This is a genomic window from Nonomuraea composti (assembly GCF_012034275.1).
Lineage (GTDB): Bacteria > Actinomycetota > Actinomycetes > Streptosporangiales > Streptosporangiaceae > Nonomuraea > Nonomuraea composti.
This window is the reverse complement of record NZ_JAATEP010000018.1, coordinates 102,337-122,596: the sequence shown is the minus strand read 5'-3', so window position 1 is coordinate 122,596 and position 20,260 is coordinate 102,337. Positions and strand designations below refer to the sequence as shown.

Genomic DNA, 20,260 nt, shown 5'->3' with positions numbered 1-20,260 from the left:
GATAATGGTGGCTATGGGAAGGGAAGACACCCTCGTCACGCTCGTCCGCGACCGCCTGCGCCTCCACCAGGGCCCGCCCAGCCGGCGGCTGGCCGGCGCGCTCGCCGACCTCGCCCAGACGGGCCTCATCAGCCCCGGCACCCGCCTGCCGTCCGAGCGCGACCTGGCCCAGGCGGTCGGGGTCAGCAGGGGGACGGTCGCGGCGGCGTTCAACGCCCTGTGCGAGGAGGGGCTGTGCGAGCGGCGGCACGGCAGCGGCACGTACGTGCTCGGCACGCCCTCGTTCGGCGGCCTCCTCCAGGCGGGGGCCGTCGGCGCGGACCTGTCCACCTCCGTGGTCCCCGACCCCTCGCACCTGGTGCTGCCCCCGATCGACCCGGCCGACCTGCTGCGGGCCCCGAGCGGGCACGGGTACGACGCCATGGGCGACCCCCGGCTGCGGGCCCTGCTGGCGACCGGCACCTCGGGGATCGCCGGCCCGGGGCGGATCCTCGTCACCGCCGGGGCGCAGCAGGGCATCGACCTGGCCGCCCGCGTGCTGCTGCGCGCCGGAGACCGCGTCCTGGTGGGCGATCCGGCCTACGGCGGCGCGCTGAGCGCGTTCCGGCGGGCGGGGGCGCACGCGGTGCCCGTGGACCTGACCGTCCCCGCCGCCGTGGAGGAGGCGATCGCCCGGCACCGGCCCGCCGCCGTGTACGCCTCCTGCGTCGACAACCCGACGGGCACCGTGTCGCCGCTGCGGCACGTCGCCGAGCTGGCCAGGGACGCGGACGTGACCGTGGTGGAGGACCGGACGCTGGCGGCCCTGGTGTTCGACGGCGCACCGCCGCCCGGGCCGCTGGCCCTGGCGCACCCGCACGGCACCGTCACCGTCGGCTCCCTGTCGAAGGTGCTGTGGGGCGGGCTGCGGGTGGGCTGGGTGAGCGCGCCGGAGTCGCTGCTGGCCCGCCTGACCGAGGCCAAGGTGGACGCCGACCTCGCCACCAGCGCCGTCGCCCAGCGGCTCGCCGCCGACCTGCTCGAACGCAACCCCGTCGAGCCGTGGCTGGCCGAGCTGGCCCGGCGCAGGGAGTACTGCCTGGCCGCGCTGTCGGCCCACCTGCCCGAGTGGGCGTGGGAGCGGCCGGCGGGCGGCCTGTCGGTGTGGGCGCGGCTGCCCGGCACGGACACCGACCGGTTCGCGGTGGTGGCCCGCGAGCACGGGGTGGCGGTCGCGCCCGGCTCCCTGTTCTCCCCGGACGGCCGCCACCGCGACCGGCTGCGCCTCAGCTTCGCCCTGCCGCCCGACCTCACCGACCAGGCGGTGGCCGCGCTGAGCCGGGCGTGGCGCGCCTACGAACGCTGAAGCAGCGGCCGGTGCGTTCGCGGAGGTGGGGAGATCAGCCGACCACCACGTCGTCGCCGACGCCCACGTTGATGCCCGCCAGGCCGCCCCGCAGCCACTCCAGGGTGATGTCCGCCTCGAAGCGGTGGCGGTCGACGACCCGTCCGGTGCGGGCGTCGAGCTTGAGCAGCGTCGTCGCGTCCTCGGCGACGTAGGTGTACGTGCCGTCCGTCAGCACGGCAGAGTCACCGCCCACCCGGTCGCGCCGCCAGGCGACGGCGCCGTCGGCGATCCGGTAGGCGGTCACCCGCCGGTCCGCGACCACGGTCACGAGCTCGGCCGACACCCCCATGTCCGTCCCGTACGGGTTGTCCTTCAGCCCGGCCGACGGGACGCGCCAGAGGAGCCGCCCGTCGGCGGCCCGGCTGACGTTGAGGCCGCCGGATCGGTCCACCCACGCCAGGCGGCCGGCGCCGAGCGCCCGCGCGTGGTACCACTCCCCGCCGTCGAAGCGCCACCGCGCCCGCCCGTCGCCGGCGTCGAGCATGACGTGGGGCGTCGGCCCGGGGCAGCGCTGGAAGACCATCACGACCTCGCCCTCGCCGCGGGCGCCGTCGAAGCACGCCGCGGACCCGCGCGGCGGGTACGACCACCGGATCGCCCCCGTGCGGCCGTCCACCGCGTCGATCCGCCCCTCGTGCGCCACCACCACGATCGGGACGGAGCCGTCCGCGGCCAGGGACAGTTCCCAGGCCGCGCCCCACTCCTCGTCATAGGCCCGGTTGGCCTCGTGGTAAGGCCCGTCGGGCAGGTCGGCCCGCCAGACGACGCGGCCGTCCGGCACGTCGAGGAGGGTGACCCGGCCGTCGCGCCAGACGGCGGCGATGCGGCGATCGTCCACCCGCACGTGCCCCACGCTGTCGTCGCTCCAGGCGTTCTCGTACCGCCAGACCGGGGACCCGTCGGTGACCCGCGCGGCGGCCAGGCCCACGCGCGGGCCGTACCGGGGGACCACCGCCACGTCGCCGAAGACCTCGGCGGCGAAGGGGACCTTGCCGACGACGTCGATGGCCGGCGTCCCCAGCCCGTCCGGGTGCCAGGGCCAGGAGGGTTTCGCGAGCGTGGTGGTGACGTGCTCGCCCGGGAGGCCGACCCAGGCCAGCAGGAGCACGGTCACGACGGCGGAGGACAGAAGGTGGATCAACCGCATGAGATCCAGCATGGCCCGAAAAATGCCGAAAGGCCGGTCGATCCCGACCGGCCTTTCGGCCGAACGTCAGTCCACCTTCACCTTCACGGCCTTGCTCTCGTGCTGCAGGCGGTCGAGCGAGGTGACCAGGTACGTGCCCGCCGACTTCGCCGTGTAGGACGGCTCGCTCACCACGGCCACCAGGTTGCGGGCGTCGGTGGTGTGGCAGTCCTTGCCGGACTTGGGCACCTGGTACACGGCGTAGGACCGGGCGCCTTCCGACGGCTGCCACGACAGCCGGGACCCGTCGGCCTTGGCGCCGCCGGGCGCGGCCGGGGCCGAGCCGCCGAGCGAGTCGTTCAGCGGCAGCAGTGCCGGACGGCTGTAGTAGCTCTTGCTGACGCGGTCCATCGAGCGGAGCGGGTTGGCCATCAGGTTCTTGGCGCTGAAGTAGACGGCGCCGTCGACCTGCTTGCTGGCGCGGTTGACGCCCACCTGCGCGGCCATCTCGCCGGCCTTGAGCCACGCCTTGTCGTCCTTGGCGCCGACCCGGTAGAGGCCCTGGCCGATGTAGAGCTGCACGTCGCTGCCCTTGACCTCGTCGGACCACCAGCGCACCAGCGTGGTGTAGTCGGCCAGCTTGTGGCCGCGCGGCCAGTAGAGCTGCGGCAGGACGTAGTCGACGGTGCCCGCCTTGATCCAGGCGCGGGCGTCGGCGTAGATCGAGTCGTACGCGGACATGCCCGACGTGCTGGAGCCGGTCGGGTCTTGCGCCTTGTTGCGCCAGATGCCGAACGGGCTGATGCCGAACTTGACGTGCTGCTTGGCCGCGTGGACGGCCTTGTCGACCTGCGCGACGAGCTTGTTGACGTTGCCGCGCCGCCACTGGGCCAGCTTCTCGCCCTTGCCGTACGTGCGGAAGGCGGCGCTGTCGTCGAACTTCGCCCCCGCCACCGGGTAGGGGTAGAAGTAGTCGTCGAAGTGCACGCCGTCGACGTCGTAGCGGTCGACGACGTCGGTGATGACCTTGGTCACGTGCTCGCGCACGGCCGGCAGGCCGGGGTTGTAGTAGAGGCGGCCGCCGTACTTGACGGTCCAGTCGGGGTGCCGGCGGGCCGGGTGGCCGGCCGGCAGCGCGGCGGTGCTGTCGCCGTAGGAGGCGCGGTAGGGGTTGAACCAGGCGTGGAACTCCATGCCGCGCTTGTGCGCCTCGTCGATGAGGAACGGCAGCGGGTCCCAGCCCGGGTCCTTGCCCGCGGTGCCGGTCAGATACTGCGACCAGGGCTCCAGCGAGCTCTTGTAGAGAGCGTCGGAGGCGGGCCTGACCTGGACGAACACCGCGTTGAGATTCCGCTTCGCGGCGCTGTCGAGGATCTTGACGTAGTCGGCCTTCTGCCTGTCGGCGCTCTGCCCCGCCTTGGTGGGCCAGTCGATGTTCTGGGTCGTGGCGATCCACACCCCGCGCAGCTCACGCTTGGGGTAGCGGGCATCGGCCTTGCAGGCCGCGGCGGGGGGCGCGGCGACGGTCGTCTTCTTCTCGCTCGCTGCGGGGCTCTCGGGGCCGAAGACGTAGGCGGCCGTCGTGGTGGCGACGGCCAGAGCGGCAGCGGCCAGGAGTGGGCGTCCAGTTCGCATAGTGCCACCCAGTGTGACACCCGCTCCGGCATGCTCGGGACGAGAAACCGAAATCAAGTCGCAACACTTTTGTTATATATGCGTACAAGTGGGCCGGGAGGGACAAATCCCTCCCGGCTCTTCCACGGGGCCTCAATCCTCGGCCGCCACCTTGCTCGCGAGGTTCGGCGGGAGCGGCTCGTAGCGCAGGAACGTCCTGGTGAACGTGCCCGTGCCGTGTGACATGGACCGCAGGTCGATCGCGTACCGCGTGATCTCCAGCTCCGGCACCTCGGCCTTGACCAGGGTGCGGCCCGTGCCGACCGGCTCGGTGCCCAGCACCCGCCCACGCCGCGACGACAGGTCGGACATCACCGACCCGACGTAGTCGTCGGCCACCAGCACCGACAGCTCGTCCACGGGCTCCAGCAGCAGGGTCGGGACCTTCGAGGCCGCCTCCTTGAGCGCGAGCTGCCCCGCGATCTGGAAGGCCATGTCGGAGGAGTCGACGGAGTGCGCCTTGCCGTCGTACAGGGTGACCCGCACGTCCACCATCGGGTAGCCGGCGACGACGCCCCGCTCCATCTGGGCCCGCACGCCCTTCTCCACCGACGGGATGAACTGCCGCGGCACCACGCCGCCCACGATCTTGTCCACGAACTCGAACCCGCCGCCGGACGGCAGCGGCTCGACCTCCAGGTGGCAGATCGCGTACTGGCCGTGGCCGCCGGTCTGCTTGACGTTGCGGCCCATCGCCTGGCACTTGCCGCCGAACGTCTCGCGCAGCGGCACCCGCAGCTCGATCCGCTCGACCTCCACGCCGTGCCGCTTGGCCAGGCGGTCGAGGAGCACGTCGGTGTGCGCCTCGCCCATGCACCACAGGACGAGCTGGCGGGTCTCGGCGTTGTTCTCCAGCCGCAGCGTCGGGTCCTCGGCCACGAGCCGGCCGAGCGCCTGCGACAGTTTGTCCTCGTCGGCCTTGGACTTGGCCCTGATCGCCACGGGCAGCAGCGGGTCGGGCATCGTCCACGACGTCATCAGCAGCGGGCGCTCCACCTCCGACAGCGTGTCGCCGGTCTCGGCGCGCGACAGCTTGGCCACCGCCACGATGTCGCCCGCGGAGCCCTTGGCGATGTTGCGCTGCTGCTTGCCCAGCGGGCAGGTCAGCGTGCCGATGCGCTCGTCCACGTCGTGGTCCTCGTGCCCGCGCTCGGCCAGGCCGTGCCCCGAGACGTGCACGGTCATGTCGGGGCGCAGGGTGCCGGAGAAGACGCGGACGAGGCTGATGCGGCCCACGTACGGGTCGCTGGTGGTCTTGACGACCTCGGCCACGAGCGGCCCTTCCGGGTCGCACGTGATGCCCTTGACCGGCTTGCCGGACAGGTCGGTGATCTCGGGCATGGGATGTTCGAGCGGGGACGGGAAGCCCTGCGTGATCAGCTCCAGCAGCTCCTGCGCGCCCACCCCGAGGCCGCTGCACAGCACCGGGTAGAAGCTGCCGCGCGCGACGGCCTTCTCCAGGTCGTCGATGAGCACCTTCGTGTCGATCGGCTCGCCCTCGAGGTAGCGCTCCATGAGCGACTCGTCCTCGCTCTCCTGGATGATGCCCTCGATCAGCGTGCCGCGGTGCTCCTCGATCTGCGCCTCGTACTCGGCGCCCGGATCCTTCTCCGTGCGCGCGCCCGTGGCGTAGTTGTAGAACTTCTGCGTCAGCAGCCCGATCAGCCCGTTCACGTGACCATTGGTGATCACCGGGAGATAGAGCGGCGCGACGCCGTCGCCGAAGACGTCCTGGCAGGTGGCGAGCACCTCGTCGAAGTCCGCCCGCTGATGGTCGATCTTGGTGATCACGACCGCGCGCGGCATGCCGACCTGCGCGCACTCCTCCCAGAGCATCCGCGTCAGGCCGTCCACCCCGTCGGAGGCCGACACCACGAACAGCGCCGCGTCCGCCGCGCGCAGCCCCGCGCGCAGGTCGCCCACGAAGTCGGCGTAGCCGGGGGTGTCGAGAAGGTTGATCTTGATGCCGTTGTGCACGAGTGGCGCGACGGCGAGGTTGACCGAGCGTTGCTGCCGGACCTCCACCTCGTCGAAGTCGCTGACCGTGTTGCCGTCCTCCACCCGTCCCGGGCGCTGAATGGTGCCCGTCGCGGCAAGCAGCTGCTCGACGAGGGTCGTCTTACCCGCTCCCGAGTGGCCGACAAGCACGACATTGCGTATCGCATCCGCCCTGTCGGCCGCGGGTGCCCTGCCCGCGGCTCCTACGGCGCCACCAGAGTTTCTTTCCGCCACATCGGCCTCCCGCGTCGTCGGTTGTCGTTCGACGCCGCGCCCGCGCGGAGGGTGCTGTCAACCGCATGGACGCGGTGTGTTCACCAAATACCCGTGTGGCGGATATCACAAGGGGGGCGGGGCAAAGAAAGTTGTCAGGCTCGCCATGGCCTACGATCGGACGGCGATGCTCAAACTCCTGCGCCCGGCCATGACCCGGATACTCACCCCGCTGGGCAGGGCCCTCGTCGGCCGCGGGATCGGCCCGAACGCCGTCACGGCGGTCGGCACCCTCGGCACCGTCGTGTCCGCCCTGCTCTTCTTCCCCCTGGGGCACCTCACCTGGGGGGCACTCGTGATCACTGTCTTCGTGCTGTTCGACCTGCTCGACGGCGTGGTGGCCCGGCTCGGCGGGAAGGGGGGCAGCACCTGGGGGGCCTTCCTCGACTCCACGCTCGACCGGGTCGCCGACGCCGCCATCTTCGCCGGCCTGATCATGTACTTCATCTCCGTCCACGACACCCTGATGGCCGCCGTGACGCTGGTGTGCCTCATCGCGGGCGCCGTGGTCTCCTACGCCAAGGCCAGGGCGGAAGGGCTCGGGCTGACGGCCGACGTCGGGCTGGCCGAACGGCCGGAGCGGCTGGTGGTGGCCCTGGTCGCCGCCTGCTTCTCGGGGCTCGGCGTGCCGTACATCCTGCCCGCGGGCATGTGGCTGCTCGCGGTGGCCAGCCTGATCACCGTCGGCCAGCGCGTGGTGGCCGTGTACCAGCAGACCCAGACGAGGGAGCGATGAGCGAAAAGGTGTCCATCGGTGACCGGGTCGTGGCGGCCGGGTTCGCGGCGGGCTGGACGCTGGTGCCGCTGCTGCCCCAGCGCCCGACGGCGGCGGTCTTCCGCTTCTTGGCCGACCGGGTCTGGAGCCGGCGCGGCAAGTCCGTGCGCAGGCTGGAGTCCAACCTCGCCAGGGTCACGGGGCTGCCCCCCGACAGCGCCGAGCTGCGCGAGCTGAGCAGGGCCGGGATGCGCTCCTACTTCCGCTACTTCCACGAGATCTTCCGGCTGCCGTCCATGGACCGCGGCGAGATCGTCCGCCGCACCCACGTCATCGGGGCCGAGCACATCCACGACAACGTGGCCGCCGGCCGGGGCGTGGTGTTAGCGCTGCCGCACATGGGCAACTGGGACCAGGCGGGGGCCTGGCTGGTGGGCGTGGGCCACCCGTTCACCACCGTCGCCGAGCGGCTCAAGCCCGAGTCGCTGTTCCGCCGGTACGTCGCCTTCCGCGAAGGGCTCGGCATGGAGGTGCTGCCGCTCACCGGCGGCGACGGCCACAACTTCGGCACCCTGGCCGGCCGGGTGCGCAAGGGCGGCGTCGTCTGCCTGCCCGCCGAGCGCGACCTGACCAAGAGCGGCATCGAGGTCACCTTCTTCGGCGCCACCACCAAATACCCCGCCGGGCCGCCGCTGCTCGCCGTCCAGACCGGGGCGGCGCTGCTGCCCGCCACCGTCTACTTCGTCGGCGACGACTGGGGCATCCACATCCACCCCGAGCTGCCCGTCCCCGCCGAGGGCAGCCGGCAGGAGAAGGTCGCCGCCGTGGCGCAGGGCCTGGCCGACGTGTTCGAGAAGGGCATCTCCGAGCACCCCGAAGACTGGCACATGCTGCAGCGGCTCTGGCTCGACGACCTGGAGCCCCGATGAGGGTCGGCATCGTCTGCCCGTACGCGTGGGACGTCCCCGGCGGCGTCAAGCAGCACATCGACGACCTGGCCCAGGCCCTGATCGCGCAGGGCCACGACGTGTCGGTCATCGCGCCCGCGGCCGACGACGAGGAGCTGCCTCCCTACGTGACCGGCGCCGGGCGGGCGATCCCCGTGCCGTACAACGGGTCGGTGGCCCGGATGTCGTTCGGGTTTCTGTCGGCCGCGCGGGTGCGGCGCTGGGTCCGTACGGGCGACTTCGACGTGCTGCACATCCACGAGCCGCTGATCCCGAGCCTGGGCGTGCTGGCCTGCTGGGCGGCCAAGGGGCCGATCGTGGCCACCTTCCACGCCTCGTTCACCCGCTCGCGCGCGATCGCGGTGGCCGAGCCGCTGCTGCGCAGCGCGCTGGAGAAGCTCAGCGGCCGCATCGCGGTCTCCGACGCGGCCCGCAAGAGCCTGGTCGAGCAGTTCGGCGGCGACACCGTGCTCATCCCCAACGGCGTCACCGTCGCCCGCTACACCGAGGCCGAGCCGCTCGACGGGTGGGGCCCCGACGGCTCCACGCTCGGCTTCCTCGGCCGCATGGACGAAGAGCGCAAGGGGCTGCCGATCCTGCTCGACGCCTTCCGCACGCTGGCGGCCGAGCGGCCCGACGTGAAGCTGCTCATCGCCGGGCCCGGCGACGAGAAGGACGTCTACGACAAGGTGCCCAGGGAGTTCCGCGACCGCGTGACGGTGCTGGGCATGGTCAGCGAGGCCGACAAGATCCGCGCCTACCACTCCGTCGACGTGTTCGTGGCGCCCAACACCAGGGGCGAGAGCTTCGGCATCGTGCTGGCCGAGGCGATGGCGTCCGGGGCGACGGTGCTGGCCAGCGACATCCCGGCGTTCCGCAAGGTGCTGGGCGACGGGCAGGCGGGCGCGCTGTTCGCCAACCGCGACCCCGCCTCGCTGGCGCGCGAGGCCGCCGCGCTGCTCGACGCGCCCGAGCGGCGCGCCAAGCTGGCCGCCGAGGCGCTGGTCGCGGTGCGCAAGTACGACTGGTCCACGGTGGCGCGCGACGTCGTGCGCGTCTACGAGACCGTCACCACGAGCGGCGCGGGGCGCGTGGAAGAGGACCTGTGATGAGGCGCGCGGGGCGCGCGGAGGAAGACCTGTGACGCTGGTGGTCCGGCGCGTGGAGGAAGACCTGTGACCTTGGCGGTCCGGCGCGTGGAGGAAGATCTGTGACATCCACCATGATCGTGCTGATCGTGGGCATCGTGGTCGTGCTCACGGCCGTCTACATCTCCTGGCGGGCCGGGCGGCTGGACCGCCTGCACATCCGCCTGGAACTGGCCCAGGAGTCGCTGGACGCGGCGCTGATGCGGCGCCGCGCGGTCGTGCTGGAGCTGGCCGGCTCGCGGCTGCTCGACCCGGCCACGTCCCTGGTGCTGGCCGCGGCGGCGCACGAGGCCAGGTCGGCCGGCCCCGAGGAGCGCGAGCACGCCGAGAGCGACCTGTCGCGCACGCTGCGCGCGGTGGTGGACCAGGACCGGTTCAGGGAGAAGCTGGCGGAGTCGCCCGGCGGCCGTGAGCTGCTGGAGGAGCTCGACGCGGCGGTGGCCAAGGTGGTCTACTCTCGCCGCTTCTTCAACAACGCGGTCGCGGTGACGCGGGCGGCGCAGGACCGCTGGCTCGCCAGGACGCTGCGCCTGGCCGGGCACACCGAATACCCGCAATTCTTCGAGATTGATGACAATCCGCCCGCAGCTATGGCAACTGAATGACCTGATTTGGGGAAGCCAGTAAGCTTCATCCCGTTTTTCGGGCTGAAGCGAGGAGAGTTACACGTGCGGCTACCCCGGATGATCTCGGTCTACCTGGCCGGAGCGGCCGTGCTGCTGCCGGTGGCGGCCTGTTCCTCGGACGATCCCGCGGCCGGCCAGGCGCCCGCGCCGTCCGCCACGGCGGCGCCCAGCGAGGAGCAGGAAGAGGTCAAGGCCCACCCGTTCACCGGCAAGCCGTACGACGCGCTGAAGCCCGTACTGGCCGTCAAGATCGAGAACACCGCGGCCGGCAAGCCCCAGCTGGGGCTCAAGAGCGCCGACATCGTCTACATCGAGCAGGTCGAAGCCGGGCTGACCCGGCTCATGGCGATCTTCTCCTCCAAGCTGCCGCCGAAGGTGGGGCCCGTGCGCAGCGCGCGCATCTCCGACCTGCACATCGCGCCGATGTTCGGCAAGCCCGCCTTCTCGTACTCGGGCGCGCAGACCAAGATGCTGCCGTTCATCGCCCAGGCGTCGCTGTTCGACGTGGGCGACACCCGCAACCCCGGCGCGTACTTCCGCCAGCCCGGCCGCTTCGCCCCCTACAACCTGTTCGCCAACACCAAGCAGCTCCTGGCCAAGGCCCCCAAGGCGACCAAGGCCAAGGACATCGGCTTCACCTTCGGCGACGCCCCGGCCGAGGGCGGGGTGGACAAGAAGTCGTACACCGTCAAGTGGCCCGCCGCCCGCTTCACCTTCGCCTGGTCGGAGGAGAAGAAGCAGTGGCTGATCTGGCAGGACGGCAAGAAGGACATGGCCGCCGAGGGCGGCCAGCTCGGCGCCCCGACCATAGTGGTCCAGTACACCAAGACCGAGCGCTCGGAGTTCCACGACAAGAACCAGAGCTACACGCCGCTGGTCCACACCACCGGCAAGGGCTCGGCGATCGTGCTGCGCGACGGTAAAGCTTTCAAGGCGCGGTGGGAGCGGGAATCGGAGGAGAGCGGCACGACGTTCACCACTGAGAGCGGCGAGCCGATGAACTTCGCCCCCGGCCAGGTCTGGGTCGCCCTCGCCAGCCGCAAGCCTGTCATTCCGTAGAACTCGGTGGCCGAATCCTGACATCTTGGCATGTCGGGGGAGGGGTCCTCCAGGACCTACGATGGGCTTGAAAGACCTACAGAATCGCCGTGAGAGCCCGTGAGGATGACCGTGTCGACCAGCACGCCAGAAAGCACCCCCGTCACCGGAACCGCGCGCGTCAAGCGCGGCATGGCCGAGATGCTCAAGGGCGGCGTCATCATGGACGTCGTCACCCCCGAGCAGGCCAAGATCGCTGAGGACGCCGGAGCGGTGGCCGTCATGGCCCTCGAGCGCGTGCCCGCCGACATCCGCGCCCAGGGCGGCGTGTCCCGCATGAGCGACCCCGACATGATCGACGGCATCATCAACGCCGTCTCGATCCCCGTCATGGCCAAGGCCCGCATCGGCCACTTCGTCGAGGCCAAGGTGCTGCAGTCGCTCGGCGTCGACTACGTCGACGAGTCGGAGGTGCTCACCCCGGCCGACTACGCCAACCACATCGACAAGTGGCAGTTCACCGTGCCGTTCGTGTGCGGCGCCACCAACCTCGGCGAGGCCCTGCGCCGCATCACCGAGGGCGCGGCCATGATCCGCTCCAAGGGCGAGGCCGGCACCGGCGACGTCTCCAACGCCGTCACCCACATGCGCACCATCCGCGCCGAGATCAAGCGGCTCACCTCGCTGCCCGAGGACGAGCTCTACGTCGCCGCCAAGGAGCTGCAGGCCCCGTACGAGCTGGTCGCCGAGGTCGCCAAGACCGGCAAGCTGCCGGTCGTGCTGTTCACCGCGGGCGGCATCGCCACCCCCGCCGACGCCGCGATGATGATGCAGCTCGGCGCCGAGGGCGTGTTCGTGGGCTCGGGCATCTTCAAGTCGGGCGACCCGGCCAAGCGGGCCGCGGCCATCGTCAAGGCCACCACGTTCTACGACGACCCCGACGTCATCGCCAAGGTCTCGCGCGGCCTGGGCGAGGCCATGGTCGGCATCAACGTCGACGAGATCCCGCAGCCGCACCGGCTGGCCGAGCGCGGCTGGTAAACGGGCGCGTCGTTGCAGGTCATCGCGCTGGACGCGTGAGACGATCACCCCTGGCGGGCCGGTAGGGCCCGGCGGGGGCTGACGATGAAAATTGCCAGATAAGGCGGCATCCGCGAAGGATGTCGCCTTTTTGGCGTTGTGTGGAGTTCACCGGGTGGTCATGATGCTCAGTCAAGCTACGGGGCAGCCCTCGTCCCCTGATCTTCCTCCGCTCGCCCCTTGATCGTCCCGGGAGCCACCCGTGTCCAAGCTGAACCGCAGGCACTTCCTCGTCACCGGCTTAACCGCGGGCGCCGCCGCGGCGATCCCCGCGGGTGCCGCGCACGCCGACCCCGGCCCTGTCGAAAGCGCTGACAGCCTCGCCTCGCGCGGCCTGACCACCGACCCGTTCACGCTCGGCGTCGCCTGTGGCGACCCCGACAGCGAGGGCTTCGTCATCTGGACCAGACTGGCCCAGCAGCCCCTCGCCGAGGACGGCTTCGGCGGCATGCCGCAGCGGCCCTTCACCGTGCAGTGGCAGATCTACGCCGACGAACGGGCCCGCCGCGTCGTGCGCGCCGGCGCCACCGTCGCCGCCCCCGAATGGGGACACAGCGTCCACGTCGAGGTGCAGGGACTCGGCTCCGACCGCGAGTACTGGTACCGCTTCCGCGTCGGCCCGTACGTCTCGCCGCTCGGCCGCGCCCGCACCGCGCCGCACCCCCTCTCCTACGGCGGCGGCCTGGCCATGGCCTTCGTCTCCTGCGCCCAGTACGAGCACGGCTACTTCACCTCGTACCGCCGCCTCGCAGAAGAGCACCCCGACCTCGTGCTGCACCTCGGCGACTACCAGTACGAATACACCAAGAACAGCTACACCATCCCCGGCGGCAACGTCCGCCACCACGAAGGCCCCGAGACCGAGACCCTCGCCAACTACCGCCAGCGCCACGCCCAGTACAAGGCCGACCCCGACCTCCAGGCCGCGCACGCCGCCGCCCCCTGGCTCGTCGTGTGGGACGACCACGAGCTCGACAACAACTGGGCCGACGAGGTGCCCGAAAAGCCGGAGATCCCCCAGCCGAACTTCCTCAGCAGGCGCGAGGCCGCCTTCCGCGCCTACTACGAGAACATGCCGCTGCGCCGCACCTCCATCCCGCGCGGCATCGACATGCAGCTCTACCGGCGCATCCGCTGGGGCCGCCTGGCCACCTTCCACATGCTCGACACCCGCCAGTACCGCGACGACCAGGGCTGCGGCGACGGCTACCGCGACTGCCCCGCCGCCGTCGACCCCGCCCGCTCCATCACCGGCGCCGCCCAGGAGGAATGGCTCCTGCACGGCTTCCGCCACTCCCGCGCCCAATGGGACATCCTCGGCCAGCAGGTCTTCTTCGCCCAGCGCGACAACAACGAAGGCCCCGCCAAGGTCACCTCCCAGGACGCCTGGGACGGCTACGTCGCCTCCCGCCGCCGCATCACCCAGGGCTGGATCGACGCGCAGGTCCGCAACCCCGTCGTCCTCACCGGCGACGTCCACGCCCACTGGGCCAGCGACCTCAAACTCGACTACGACGACCCCACCGGGCCCACCGTCGGCTCCGAACTGGTCGCCACGTCGATCTCCACCGGCGGCAACGGCGCCGACTCCGACCCGGCTTCCCACCCGTTCCTGGCCATCAACCCGCACCTGAAGTTCTACAACAACCAGCGCGGGTACGTGCTGACGAAGATCGAGCGCTCGCAGATGTCGGCCGACTTCAAGGTCGTTCCCCAAGTGCAGACGCCCGGGGGAGAGGTGTACACCCGGGCCACGTTCGTCATCGAGGATCGGGTGCCTGGGGTGCAGCAGACCTACCTGAGGCCGTTGGACCCGACGTTGCGCAGCCGGGGGTCCATGACGGTGGAGGAGACGGTGCGGCTGGAGACCGAGCGGCCGTAGGGGTCGTCCGGTTCGTCCACCTTTCCTTCCGCCTTTCCTCCGCATTTCGGCTGCTCGCGGAGGGCGAACCAGCGTGGGCACGCCTCACCTCCTGTGCGTGCCCACGCTTCCCCGCGCCCCGCGCCCCGCGCCCCGCGCCCCGCGCCCCGCGCCCCGCGCCCCGCGCTGCACCCTCCGCCCTGCGCCCCGCTCTGCGTGCTCGCCCTCATGTCCACTGCGCCCCCGTGCCGCGTCCCCGGCGCCCTGTCCCAGGCGTCCCGCCTCCTCCCGCGCTTTTTCCCGCGGTCGACTGCCGGCCTGTCGCGTCGGTGGCGCAGGCTTCCGTGCCTCGGCAAGAGGGGAATATTAGTCAGGCTAAGTTAGTTGGGCTAAGCATGAGGGACGATCCCACTCACCTGGCCGAGCAGGTCTCGGCGGTGCTGCGGCACCTGGTCCTCCTGCTCAGGCGCACCGTCGCCGGCCAGCCCGTCACCAGTCAGCAGTACGGCGTCCTGGGCTCGCTGGAGGCGGGGCCGCGGCGGATGACGGAGCTGGCGGAGGAGCATGCCGTGCAGCTGCCCACCATGACCGTCCAGATCAACCGCCTGGAGGACGCGGGCCTGGTGGCGCGGGGTTCCGACCCGGCCGACGCGCGCGTCAGGACGGTCGAGCTCACCGTCGAGGGCCGTGACCGGCTGCGGGCCGTACGGCAGGCCAGGGTCGCCCATCTCACGCGTGAGCTGGAGGCGCTCACCGAGGACGAGCGCGCCACGCTCGCGGCCGCCCTGCCCGTGCTGGCGAAGCTCGGCCGCTCGCAAGAGCCTGGCCGCTCGCAAGAGCCCGGCCGCTCGCAAGAGCCCGGCCGCGGGGAACAGCTCGGCCGCTCGTAAAGAGAGCCTGTAGGAGAAGGAGCAACATGCAAACCGGCGGCGGAATCCTCCGCCAGCCCGTGTCCGTCTGGGCCACCGCGTTCGCCGCGGTCGTGGCCTTCATGGGCATCGGGCTGGTCGATCCCATCCTCCCGTCCATCGCCCAGGGTCTGAAGGCCACCCCCAGCCAGGTCTCCCTGCTGTTCACCAGCTATTTCCTGGTCACCGCGGTGGCCATGCTGGTCACCGGCTGGGTGTCGAGCCGGATCGGCGGCAAGCGCACGCTCCTGGTGGGGCTGGTGCTGGTCGTCGTGTTCGCGGCGCTGGCCGGCACGTCCGGCAGCGTCGCGGAGCTCGTCGGGTTCCGCGCGGGCTGGGGGCTGGGGAACGCGTTGTTCGTGGCCACCGCCCTGGCGGTCATCGTGGGTGCGGCCAGCGGGGGCGCGGAGTCGGCGATCATCCTGTACGAGGCCGCGCTCGGCCTCGGCATCTCCCTGGGCCCGCTGGTGGGCGCGCTGCTGGGCGACTGGAACTGGCGGGCCCCGTTCTTCGGCACCGCCACGCTCATGGCCGTCGGTTTCGTGTTGATCGCCACGATGCTCAGGGCCACGCCGAAGCCGGCGCGGAAGACCCGCCTGAGCGCCCCCATCAGGGCGCTGGCGCACGGGGGCCTGTCCACGACGGCGTTCACGGCGCTGTTCTACAACTTCGCGTTCTTCACGGTGCTGCGTTCACGCCGTTCATCCTCGGCATGTCCGCGTACGGCATCGGCGCCGTCTTCTTCGGCTGGGGCGTCTGCGTGGCGCTGTCGTCGGTGTTCGCGGCGCCGCCGCTGCAGCGCAGGATCGGCTCGGTGAACGTGCTGCACCTGGCGCTGGCCCTGCTGGCCGTCTTCCAGATCGGCATCGCGTTGTCGGGGCACGCGGGGATCATCGTGTTCACGATCCTGTCCGGCATCCCGATCGGCCTGAACAACACGGTGTTCACCGAGTCGGCCATGGAGGTCTCCGACGCTCCCCGGCCGGTCGCCTCGGCAGGCTACAACTTCGTGCGCTGGATGGGCGGCGCGCTGGCTCCGTTCGTCGCCACGAAGCTGGGCGAGGAGGTGGGGGTGGCGGTGCCGTACGTGCTGGGGGCGCTCTGCTGCGCGGTCGGCATGATCATCCTGTACGCCCGCCGTCACCACCTGCGCAGCCTGTCGCGCGTTGACGCGGATCACGTCGTGCACGACACCGCCCAGGCAGCAGCCACCATGTGACAACATGTCCCACCATGTGGGGACATGTCATGCTGCTCCTGGCGAGCGTGTGCATGCTGCCCGCACCGCAGCAGCCGCACCCGGCCGCCAGGACGACCCTGTCCGTGATGACGTGGAACGTCTGCGCCGGCACCAACTCCGCCTGCCGCCTCTACCGGGCCGGCCCCGTCGAGCTGGCCGAGCAGATCGGCAGGCAGGCGCTCACCCGCCGCACCGACGTGCTCTTCCTCCAGGAGTTCTGCACGGGCGCGGCGGGCACCCTGGAGCTCTGGCTCGAACAGCACACGGGCAGGCCCTGGTCGATCGCCTCCTGGGGCCTGACCACGCACGACGGCAAGCCGTACGCCTGCCACCCCGACCTGCTCGGCCGCCCGCGCGGCGCGCAGAGCGTCGCGGTCGCGGTGGCGGGCGAGCGGGTCGCCTTCGAGGTCCACGAGCTGCCCGCCCCGCCCTGGTACGTCAGGCGCGCCGCCGTCTGCGCGAACCTGCCCGCCAGGAAGGTCCGCGCCTGCGGCACCCATCTGTCCGCGGGCACGGCCTACGACGACCGGCAGCCGGGCGCCCCGTACCGGACGAAACAGCTCGAACGCCTGCTGGAGATCTCCGCCGAGCCCGGCTACCGCAGCGTCGTCGGCGGCGACCTCAACGTCTCGCCCCCCGACAGCGGGTACGGCGGCGCCGCCGGCCGCCGTGCCGTGGCCCCCTTCTACCGCGTGTACGAGGAGTGCGGCCAGCGGGGCGCGCGGCGTACCGGCGGCTGGACCAGGGAGGGCAAGAAGCTCGACTACCTCTTCGCTCCCAAAGGCAGCGTGCGGCGCTGCCACGTGGGCCGCGGCGTCACCCTGTCGGACCACAAACCCGTACACGCCGAGATGACTGTGTAGGACGCCTGCGGCGAACCGGCTGGATACGGTCCCCCGGCCGGAAGATGTCCGGCCATCCTGGTGTTGAATGTTCGGAACCCGTACACCCGGACGAAAGGATCGACTGTGCCCGCGATCGGTGTGCTCGCCCTTCAAGGAGACGTGCGCGAGCATGTGCGCATGCTCCAGGAGGCAGGCGCCACGGCCACCGCCGTGCGCCGCCCCGCCGAGCTGGACGCGGTCGACGCCCTGATCATCCCCGGCGGCGAGTCGACCACGATGTGGAAGCTCGCCGAGACCTTCGACATGCTGCAGCCGCTGCGCCTGCGCGTCAAGGAGGGCATGCCCGCCTACGGCTCGTGCGCCGGCATGATCATGCTGGCCGACCGGATCGAGGACGGCATCGCCGGGCAGCAGACCGTCGGCGGCATCGACATGGTGGTCCGGCGCAACGCGTTCGGCCGCCAGGTCGACTCCTTCGAGTCGGATCTCGACTTCGCCGGGGAGCGGGTGCACGCGGTCTTCATCCGGGCCCCCTGGGTCGAATCCATCGGCGCGGACGTCGACGTGCTGGGCAAGTGCGAGCCTGGGGATAGGATCGTCGCGGTCCGTCAAGGGCCGTTGCTCGCTACGTCGTTCCATCCCGAGCTCACCGGGGACGTACGCGTGCACCGTTACTTCGTAGACATGGTGAGGGAGCTCTAGGTAATGTCCGGCCACTCCAAATGGGCGACGACGAAGCACAAGAAGGCCGCGCTCGACGCCAAGCGCGGCAAGCTGTTCGCCAAGCTCATCAAGAACATCGAAGTGGCGGCCCGGACCGGTGGCCCTGACCCGGACGCCAACCCCACCCTCTTCGACGCCATCTTCAAGGCGAAGAAGAACTCCGTGCCCAACGACAACATCGAGCGGGCGCGCAAGCGTGGCGGTGGCCTGGAGGCGGGCGGCGCCGACTGGCAGACGATCATGTACGAGGGTTACGCGCCCGGCGGTGTCGCGGTGCTCATCGAGTGCCTGACCGACAACCGCAACCGCGCCGCCTCCGAGGTGCGCGTCGCCCTCACCCGCAACGGCGGCTCGCTGGCCGACCCCGGGTCCGTCTCGTACATGTTCAACCGCAAGGGTGTCGTGATCGTGCCCAAGACCGACGGGCTCGACGAGGACACCGTGCTGATGGCCGTGCTCGACGCGGGCGCCGAGGAGGTCAACGACCTGGGCGACACCTTCGAGGTCGTCTCCGAGGCCGGCGACCTGGTGCCGGTGCGCAAGGCGCTGCAGGACGCCGGCATCGACTACGACTCGGCGGAGTCCAGCTTCCTGCCGACGATGAGCGTGCCGCTCGACGAGGAGGGCGCCAAGAAGGTGTTCCGCCTCATCGACGCGCTGGAGGACAGCGACGACGTCCAGAACGTCTTCGCCAACTTCGACGTCTCCGACGAGGTGCTGGCGGCGCTCGACTAGCCCGTACGGACGCGGATCGCGCGAAGGGCCCGGCCGGCGCCGGGCCCTCCGTCGTGCTCGCCCTCTGTGGTGGTGCTCGCCCTCTGTGGTGGTGCTCGCCCTCTGTGGTGGTGCTCGCCCTCTGTGGTGGTGCTCGCCCTCCGTGAAGGGCGCTCATGCCCGTATCGCTGGACCCTCCGTCGTGTTCGCCCTTCGTGAAGGCGCTCATGCCGGCATCGCCGCACATCCGGGCATACGACGGCCACTTCCGCGCAACGCGTTTCGTGGCGTGCGCGAGGGGCCGGGGCAGCGTAGGGTCTGGCGACGTGACTTCCCCCACCCCTCCTCAGGCTTTCGTCGTCCCGCCCGCCCTCGGCTGGCTCCTGGCCGTGCCCGCGCTGCTCGGCGCGCTCATCACCCTGGTGCTGCCGACCGCCCAGACGATCTGGCTCAGCTTCCAGAGCGGCGGCGTCCTGCGGGAGAGCACCTACGTGGGGATGGCGAACTACGGCAAGCTGCTGGGCGAGAGCGGGTTCTGGCAGGCGCTCGGGTTCACGCTCTCGCTCACTGTGATCCCGTTGCTGGTGGCCGTGGTGGTGGGGCCGCTGCTCGCGCTGGCACTCGACCGGGCGGGCACGTGGCCGCGCCGCGCGGGCCGGATCGCGCTCTCCCTGGCCGTGGTCGTCTTCTCACCGGTGGCGGTCGCCGGCGCCTGGCTGCGCGGCCTCATGCCGAACGCGTCGGGCCTGGCCACGCTGGCCGAAGGGCTGACCGAGCCGGGCAGCGCCCCGGGGACGATGCGGCTGATCGTCGCGGCCGGCACGTTCGGGGTGGTGTGCGCGCTGGCCGTGATCGCGTTCCTGCCCGCCCTGCGCGGAGGCACCCCCGGGCCCGCGACGCTGGTCGTCGGGCTGCTCGTCGCGCTGGCCGTGGTCGCCGTGGGGCTCCAGACGTTCTCCCTCGGCCTGGTGCTCACCAAGGGAGGCCCTCAGCGGGCCACAGAGACGCTGGCGGGGCTCCAGTACGACTTCGCCTTCCGGCAGGCCCAGTTCGGGCCTGGGGCGTCCGTGGCGGCCCTCACGGGGGTGATCCTCGGCGTGCTGGGGATCGTCGCCACGGTCGTCGCGGTGACGGCGCGCCTGCGCATCACGCTGACGCCCCGCACCCCGTCCTCGATGCCCGACGGAACCTCATCGGCCCCCGCGCCCGCCCCCGGGAGGGTGGCGGCCGGCGTCGGGGCGCTCGTGGTCGTCATCGCGATCGCCCTCGTCCTCGCCTGGCCCTGGATGGACGGCGTGCTCGCCTCACCCCCCTCCACCCCCGCCGGGAGCTTCACCACCCAGCTCACCACCTGGGCGCCCGCGATCACCGGAGCGGTCGTCTCGGTCGGCGTGGCCTACCTGGCGGCGCTCGGCATCGGCGGCCTGCGCCCGCTCGGCCGCGCCAGCGAGTGGCTGCTGCTGCCGTTCGCCCCCTGGCTGTTCGTCGGCGCGGGCCCGCTGACCGTCGCGAACTGGCAGAACGTGCACAACCTCGGCCTCATCGACTCCTTCCCCGCGCTCATCCCGCCGCTCCTGGTGAGCGTCCCGGCGCTGCTGGTGCTCACACTCCTGTGCAAGGGCCTGGCCGAACGGGCGGGCGGCGACTTCTTCGGCGGCGTGTTCCTGCCGTCCCTGCCCATGGCGGGCATCCTGGCCGGCGCCGTCACCCTCGTGAACGCCCACGACCTGCTCTGGCCGCTGCTGGTCATCCAGAAGCCGGGGATGTTCACCGCGCCGGTGGCCCAGATGCACCAGCTCAGCGGCTACGACGGGGCCGCGCCCGACCTGGGCGCCGCCACGCCGCTGGTCGTGGTCGCCGTCGCGCTGGCCGCTCTCGTGGCCGCGCAGCTCCTCTACCTCGACCGGCTCGCGATCCAGACAAACCGCTCGCACGCCCGCACATCGGCTGCGTAGGG

18 protein-coding genes are annotated in these 20,260 nt (G+C 71.4%); 15 read left to right on the top strand and 3 right to left on the bottom strand.

All coding sequences use genetic code 11. The features are described 5' to 3' along the window. Window positions 1-13: 13 nt before the first annotated feature. Window positions 14-1,345 (top strand): aminotransferase-like domain-containing protein, encoded by a 1,332-nt coding sequence (locus HCN51_RS25315; protein WP_168012187.1) that lies wholly within the window; start codon window positions 14-16, stop codon window positions 1,343-1,345. A 34-nt stretch (window positions 1,346-1,379) separates the two neighbouring features. On the opposite strand, the gene HCN51_RS25310 is transcribed toward HCN51_RS25315, so the two are convergent. The 3 genes from HCN51_RS25310 to HCN51_RS25300 all read right to left on the bottom strand — a co-directional run bounded on the left by HCN51_RS25310 (window position 1,380) and on the right by HCN51_RS25300 (window position 6,419). Further along, a complete protein-coding gene (locus HCN51_RS25310) occupies window positions 1,380-2,546 on the bottom strand; it encodes an outer membrane protein assembly factor BamB family protein (RefSeq protein WP_168012185.1) in 1,167 nt (388 codons plus the stop codon). Between the two features lie 54 nt (window positions 2,547-2,600). Continuing rightward, complete coding sequence (locus HCN51_RS25305) at window positions 2,601-4,148, bottom strand: glycoside hydrolase family 10-like protein (RefSeq protein WP_168012183.1); 1,548 nt, start codon at window positions 4,146-4,148, stop codon at window positions 2,601-2,603. 132 nt (window positions 4,149-4,280) lie between these two features. Beyond that, window positions 4,281-6,419, bottom strand: a complete 2,139-nt coding sequence (locus HCN51_RS25300; RefSeq protein WP_080036938.1) for an elongation factor G-like protein EF-G2 — start codon at window positions 6,417-6,419, stop codon at window positions 4,281-4,283. Between the two features lie 145 nt (window positions 6,420-6,564). On the opposite strand from HCN51_RS25300, the gene pgsA reads away from it, so the two are divergent. The 14 genes from pgsA to HCN51_RS25235 all read left to right on the top strand — a co-directional run bounded on the left by pgsA (window position 6,565) and on the right by HCN51_RS25235 (window position 20,258). Further along, entirely contained in the window at window positions 6,565-7,194 is a 630-nt protein-coding gene (pgsA, locus tag HCN51_RS25295) for a phosphatidylinositol phosphate synthase (protein WP_080036939.1), read from the top strand. Continuing rightward, on the top strand, window positions 7,191-8,102 hold the full coding sequence (locus tag HCN51_RS25290; RefSeq protein WP_168012181.1) for a phosphatidylinositol mannoside acyltransferase: 912 nt from the start codon (window positions 7,191-7,193) through the stop codon (window positions 8,100-8,102). Before pgsA ends, HCN51_RS25290 begins: the two co-directional genes overlap by 4 nt. Further along, window positions 8,099-9,229: a glycosyltransferase family 4 protein gene (locus HCN51_RS25285; protein ID WP_168012179.1), complete on the top strand. Its 1,131-nt coding sequence runs from the start codon at window positions 8,099-8,101 to the stop codon at window positions 9,227-9,229. Before HCN51_RS25290 ends, HCN51_RS25285 begins: the two co-directional genes overlap by 4 nt. Before the next feature lie 101 nt (window positions 9,230-9,330). Next, window positions 9,331-9,873, top strand: a complete 543-nt coding sequence (locus HCN51_RS25280) for a hypothetical protein (protein ID WP_168012177.1) — start codon at window positions 9,331-9,333, stop codon at window positions 9,871-9,873. Between the two features lie 63 nt (window positions 9,874-9,936). Then, a complete protein-coding gene (locus HCN51_RS25275; RefSeq protein ID WP_230465996.1) occupies window positions 9,937-10,953 on the top strand; it encodes a DUF3048 domain-containing protein in 1,017 nt (338 codons plus the stop codon). Between the two features lie 105 nt (window positions 10,954-11,058). Beyond that, window positions 11,059-11,973, top strand: a complete 915-nt coding sequence (gene pdxS, locus HCN51_RS25270; protein WP_080036944.1) for a pyridoxal 5'-phosphate synthase lyase subunit PdxS — start codon at window positions 11,059-11,061, stop codon at window positions 11,971-11,973. Between the two features lie 241 nt (window positions 11,974-12,214). Further along, entirely contained in the window at window positions 12,215-13,894 is a 1,680-nt protein-coding gene (locus HCN51_RS25265; protein ID WP_168012175.1) for an alkaline phosphatase D family protein, read from the top strand. Window positions 13,895-14,268: 374 nt separating this feature from the next. After that, window positions 14,269-14,763, top strand: a complete 495-nt coding sequence (locus HCN51_RS25260; protein WP_168012173.1) for a MarR family winged helix-turn-helix transcriptional regulator — start codon at window positions 14,269-14,271, stop codon at window positions 14,761-14,763. A gap of 26 nt (window positions 14,764-14,789) precedes the next feature. Next, window positions 14,790-15,599, top strand: coding sequence for an MFS transporter (locus HCN51_RS25255; protein WP_240973226.1), 810 nt, complete (start codon window positions 14,790-14,792; stop codon window positions 15,597-15,599). Continuing rightward, entirely contained in the window at window positions 15,596-16,000 is a 405-nt protein-coding gene (locus tag HCN51_RS59720) for an MFS transporter (RefSeq protein ID WP_240973225.1), read from the top strand. Before HCN51_RS25255 ends, HCN51_RS59720 begins: the two co-directional genes overlap by 4 nt. 14 nt (window positions 16,001-16,014) lie before the next feature. After that, complete coding sequence (locus tag HCN51_RS25250) at window positions 16,015-16,884, top strand: endonuclease/exonuclease/phosphatase family protein (RefSeq protein ID WP_168012171.1); 870 nt, start codon at window positions 16,015-16,017, stop codon at window positions 16,882-16,884. 105 nt (window positions 16,885-16,989) lie between these two features. Next, entirely contained in the window at window positions 16,990-17,568 is a 579-nt protein-coding gene (gene pdxT / locus HCN51_RS25245) for a pyridoxal 5'-phosphate synthase glutaminase subunit PdxT (RefSeq protein ID WP_168012169.1), read from the top strand. Window positions 17,569-17,571: 3 nt separating this feature from the next. Then, window positions 17,572-18,324 (top strand): YebC/PmpR family DNA-binding transcriptional regulator, encoded by a 753-nt coding sequence (locus HCN51_RS25240; RefSeq protein ID WP_080036950.1) that lies wholly within the window; start codon window positions 17,572-17,574, stop codon window positions 18,322-18,324. A 305-nt stretch (window positions 18,325-18,629) separates the two neighbouring features. Next, the gene (locus tag HCN51_RS25235; protein ID WP_168012168.1) at window positions 18,630-20,258 is read left to right on the top strand and encodes a carbohydrate ABC transporter permease; all 1,629 of its coding nucleotides are present in this window, start codon (window positions 18,630-18,632) and stop codon (window positions 20,256-20,258) included. The last annotated feature ends 2 nt before the right edge of the window (window positions 20,259-20,260 follow it).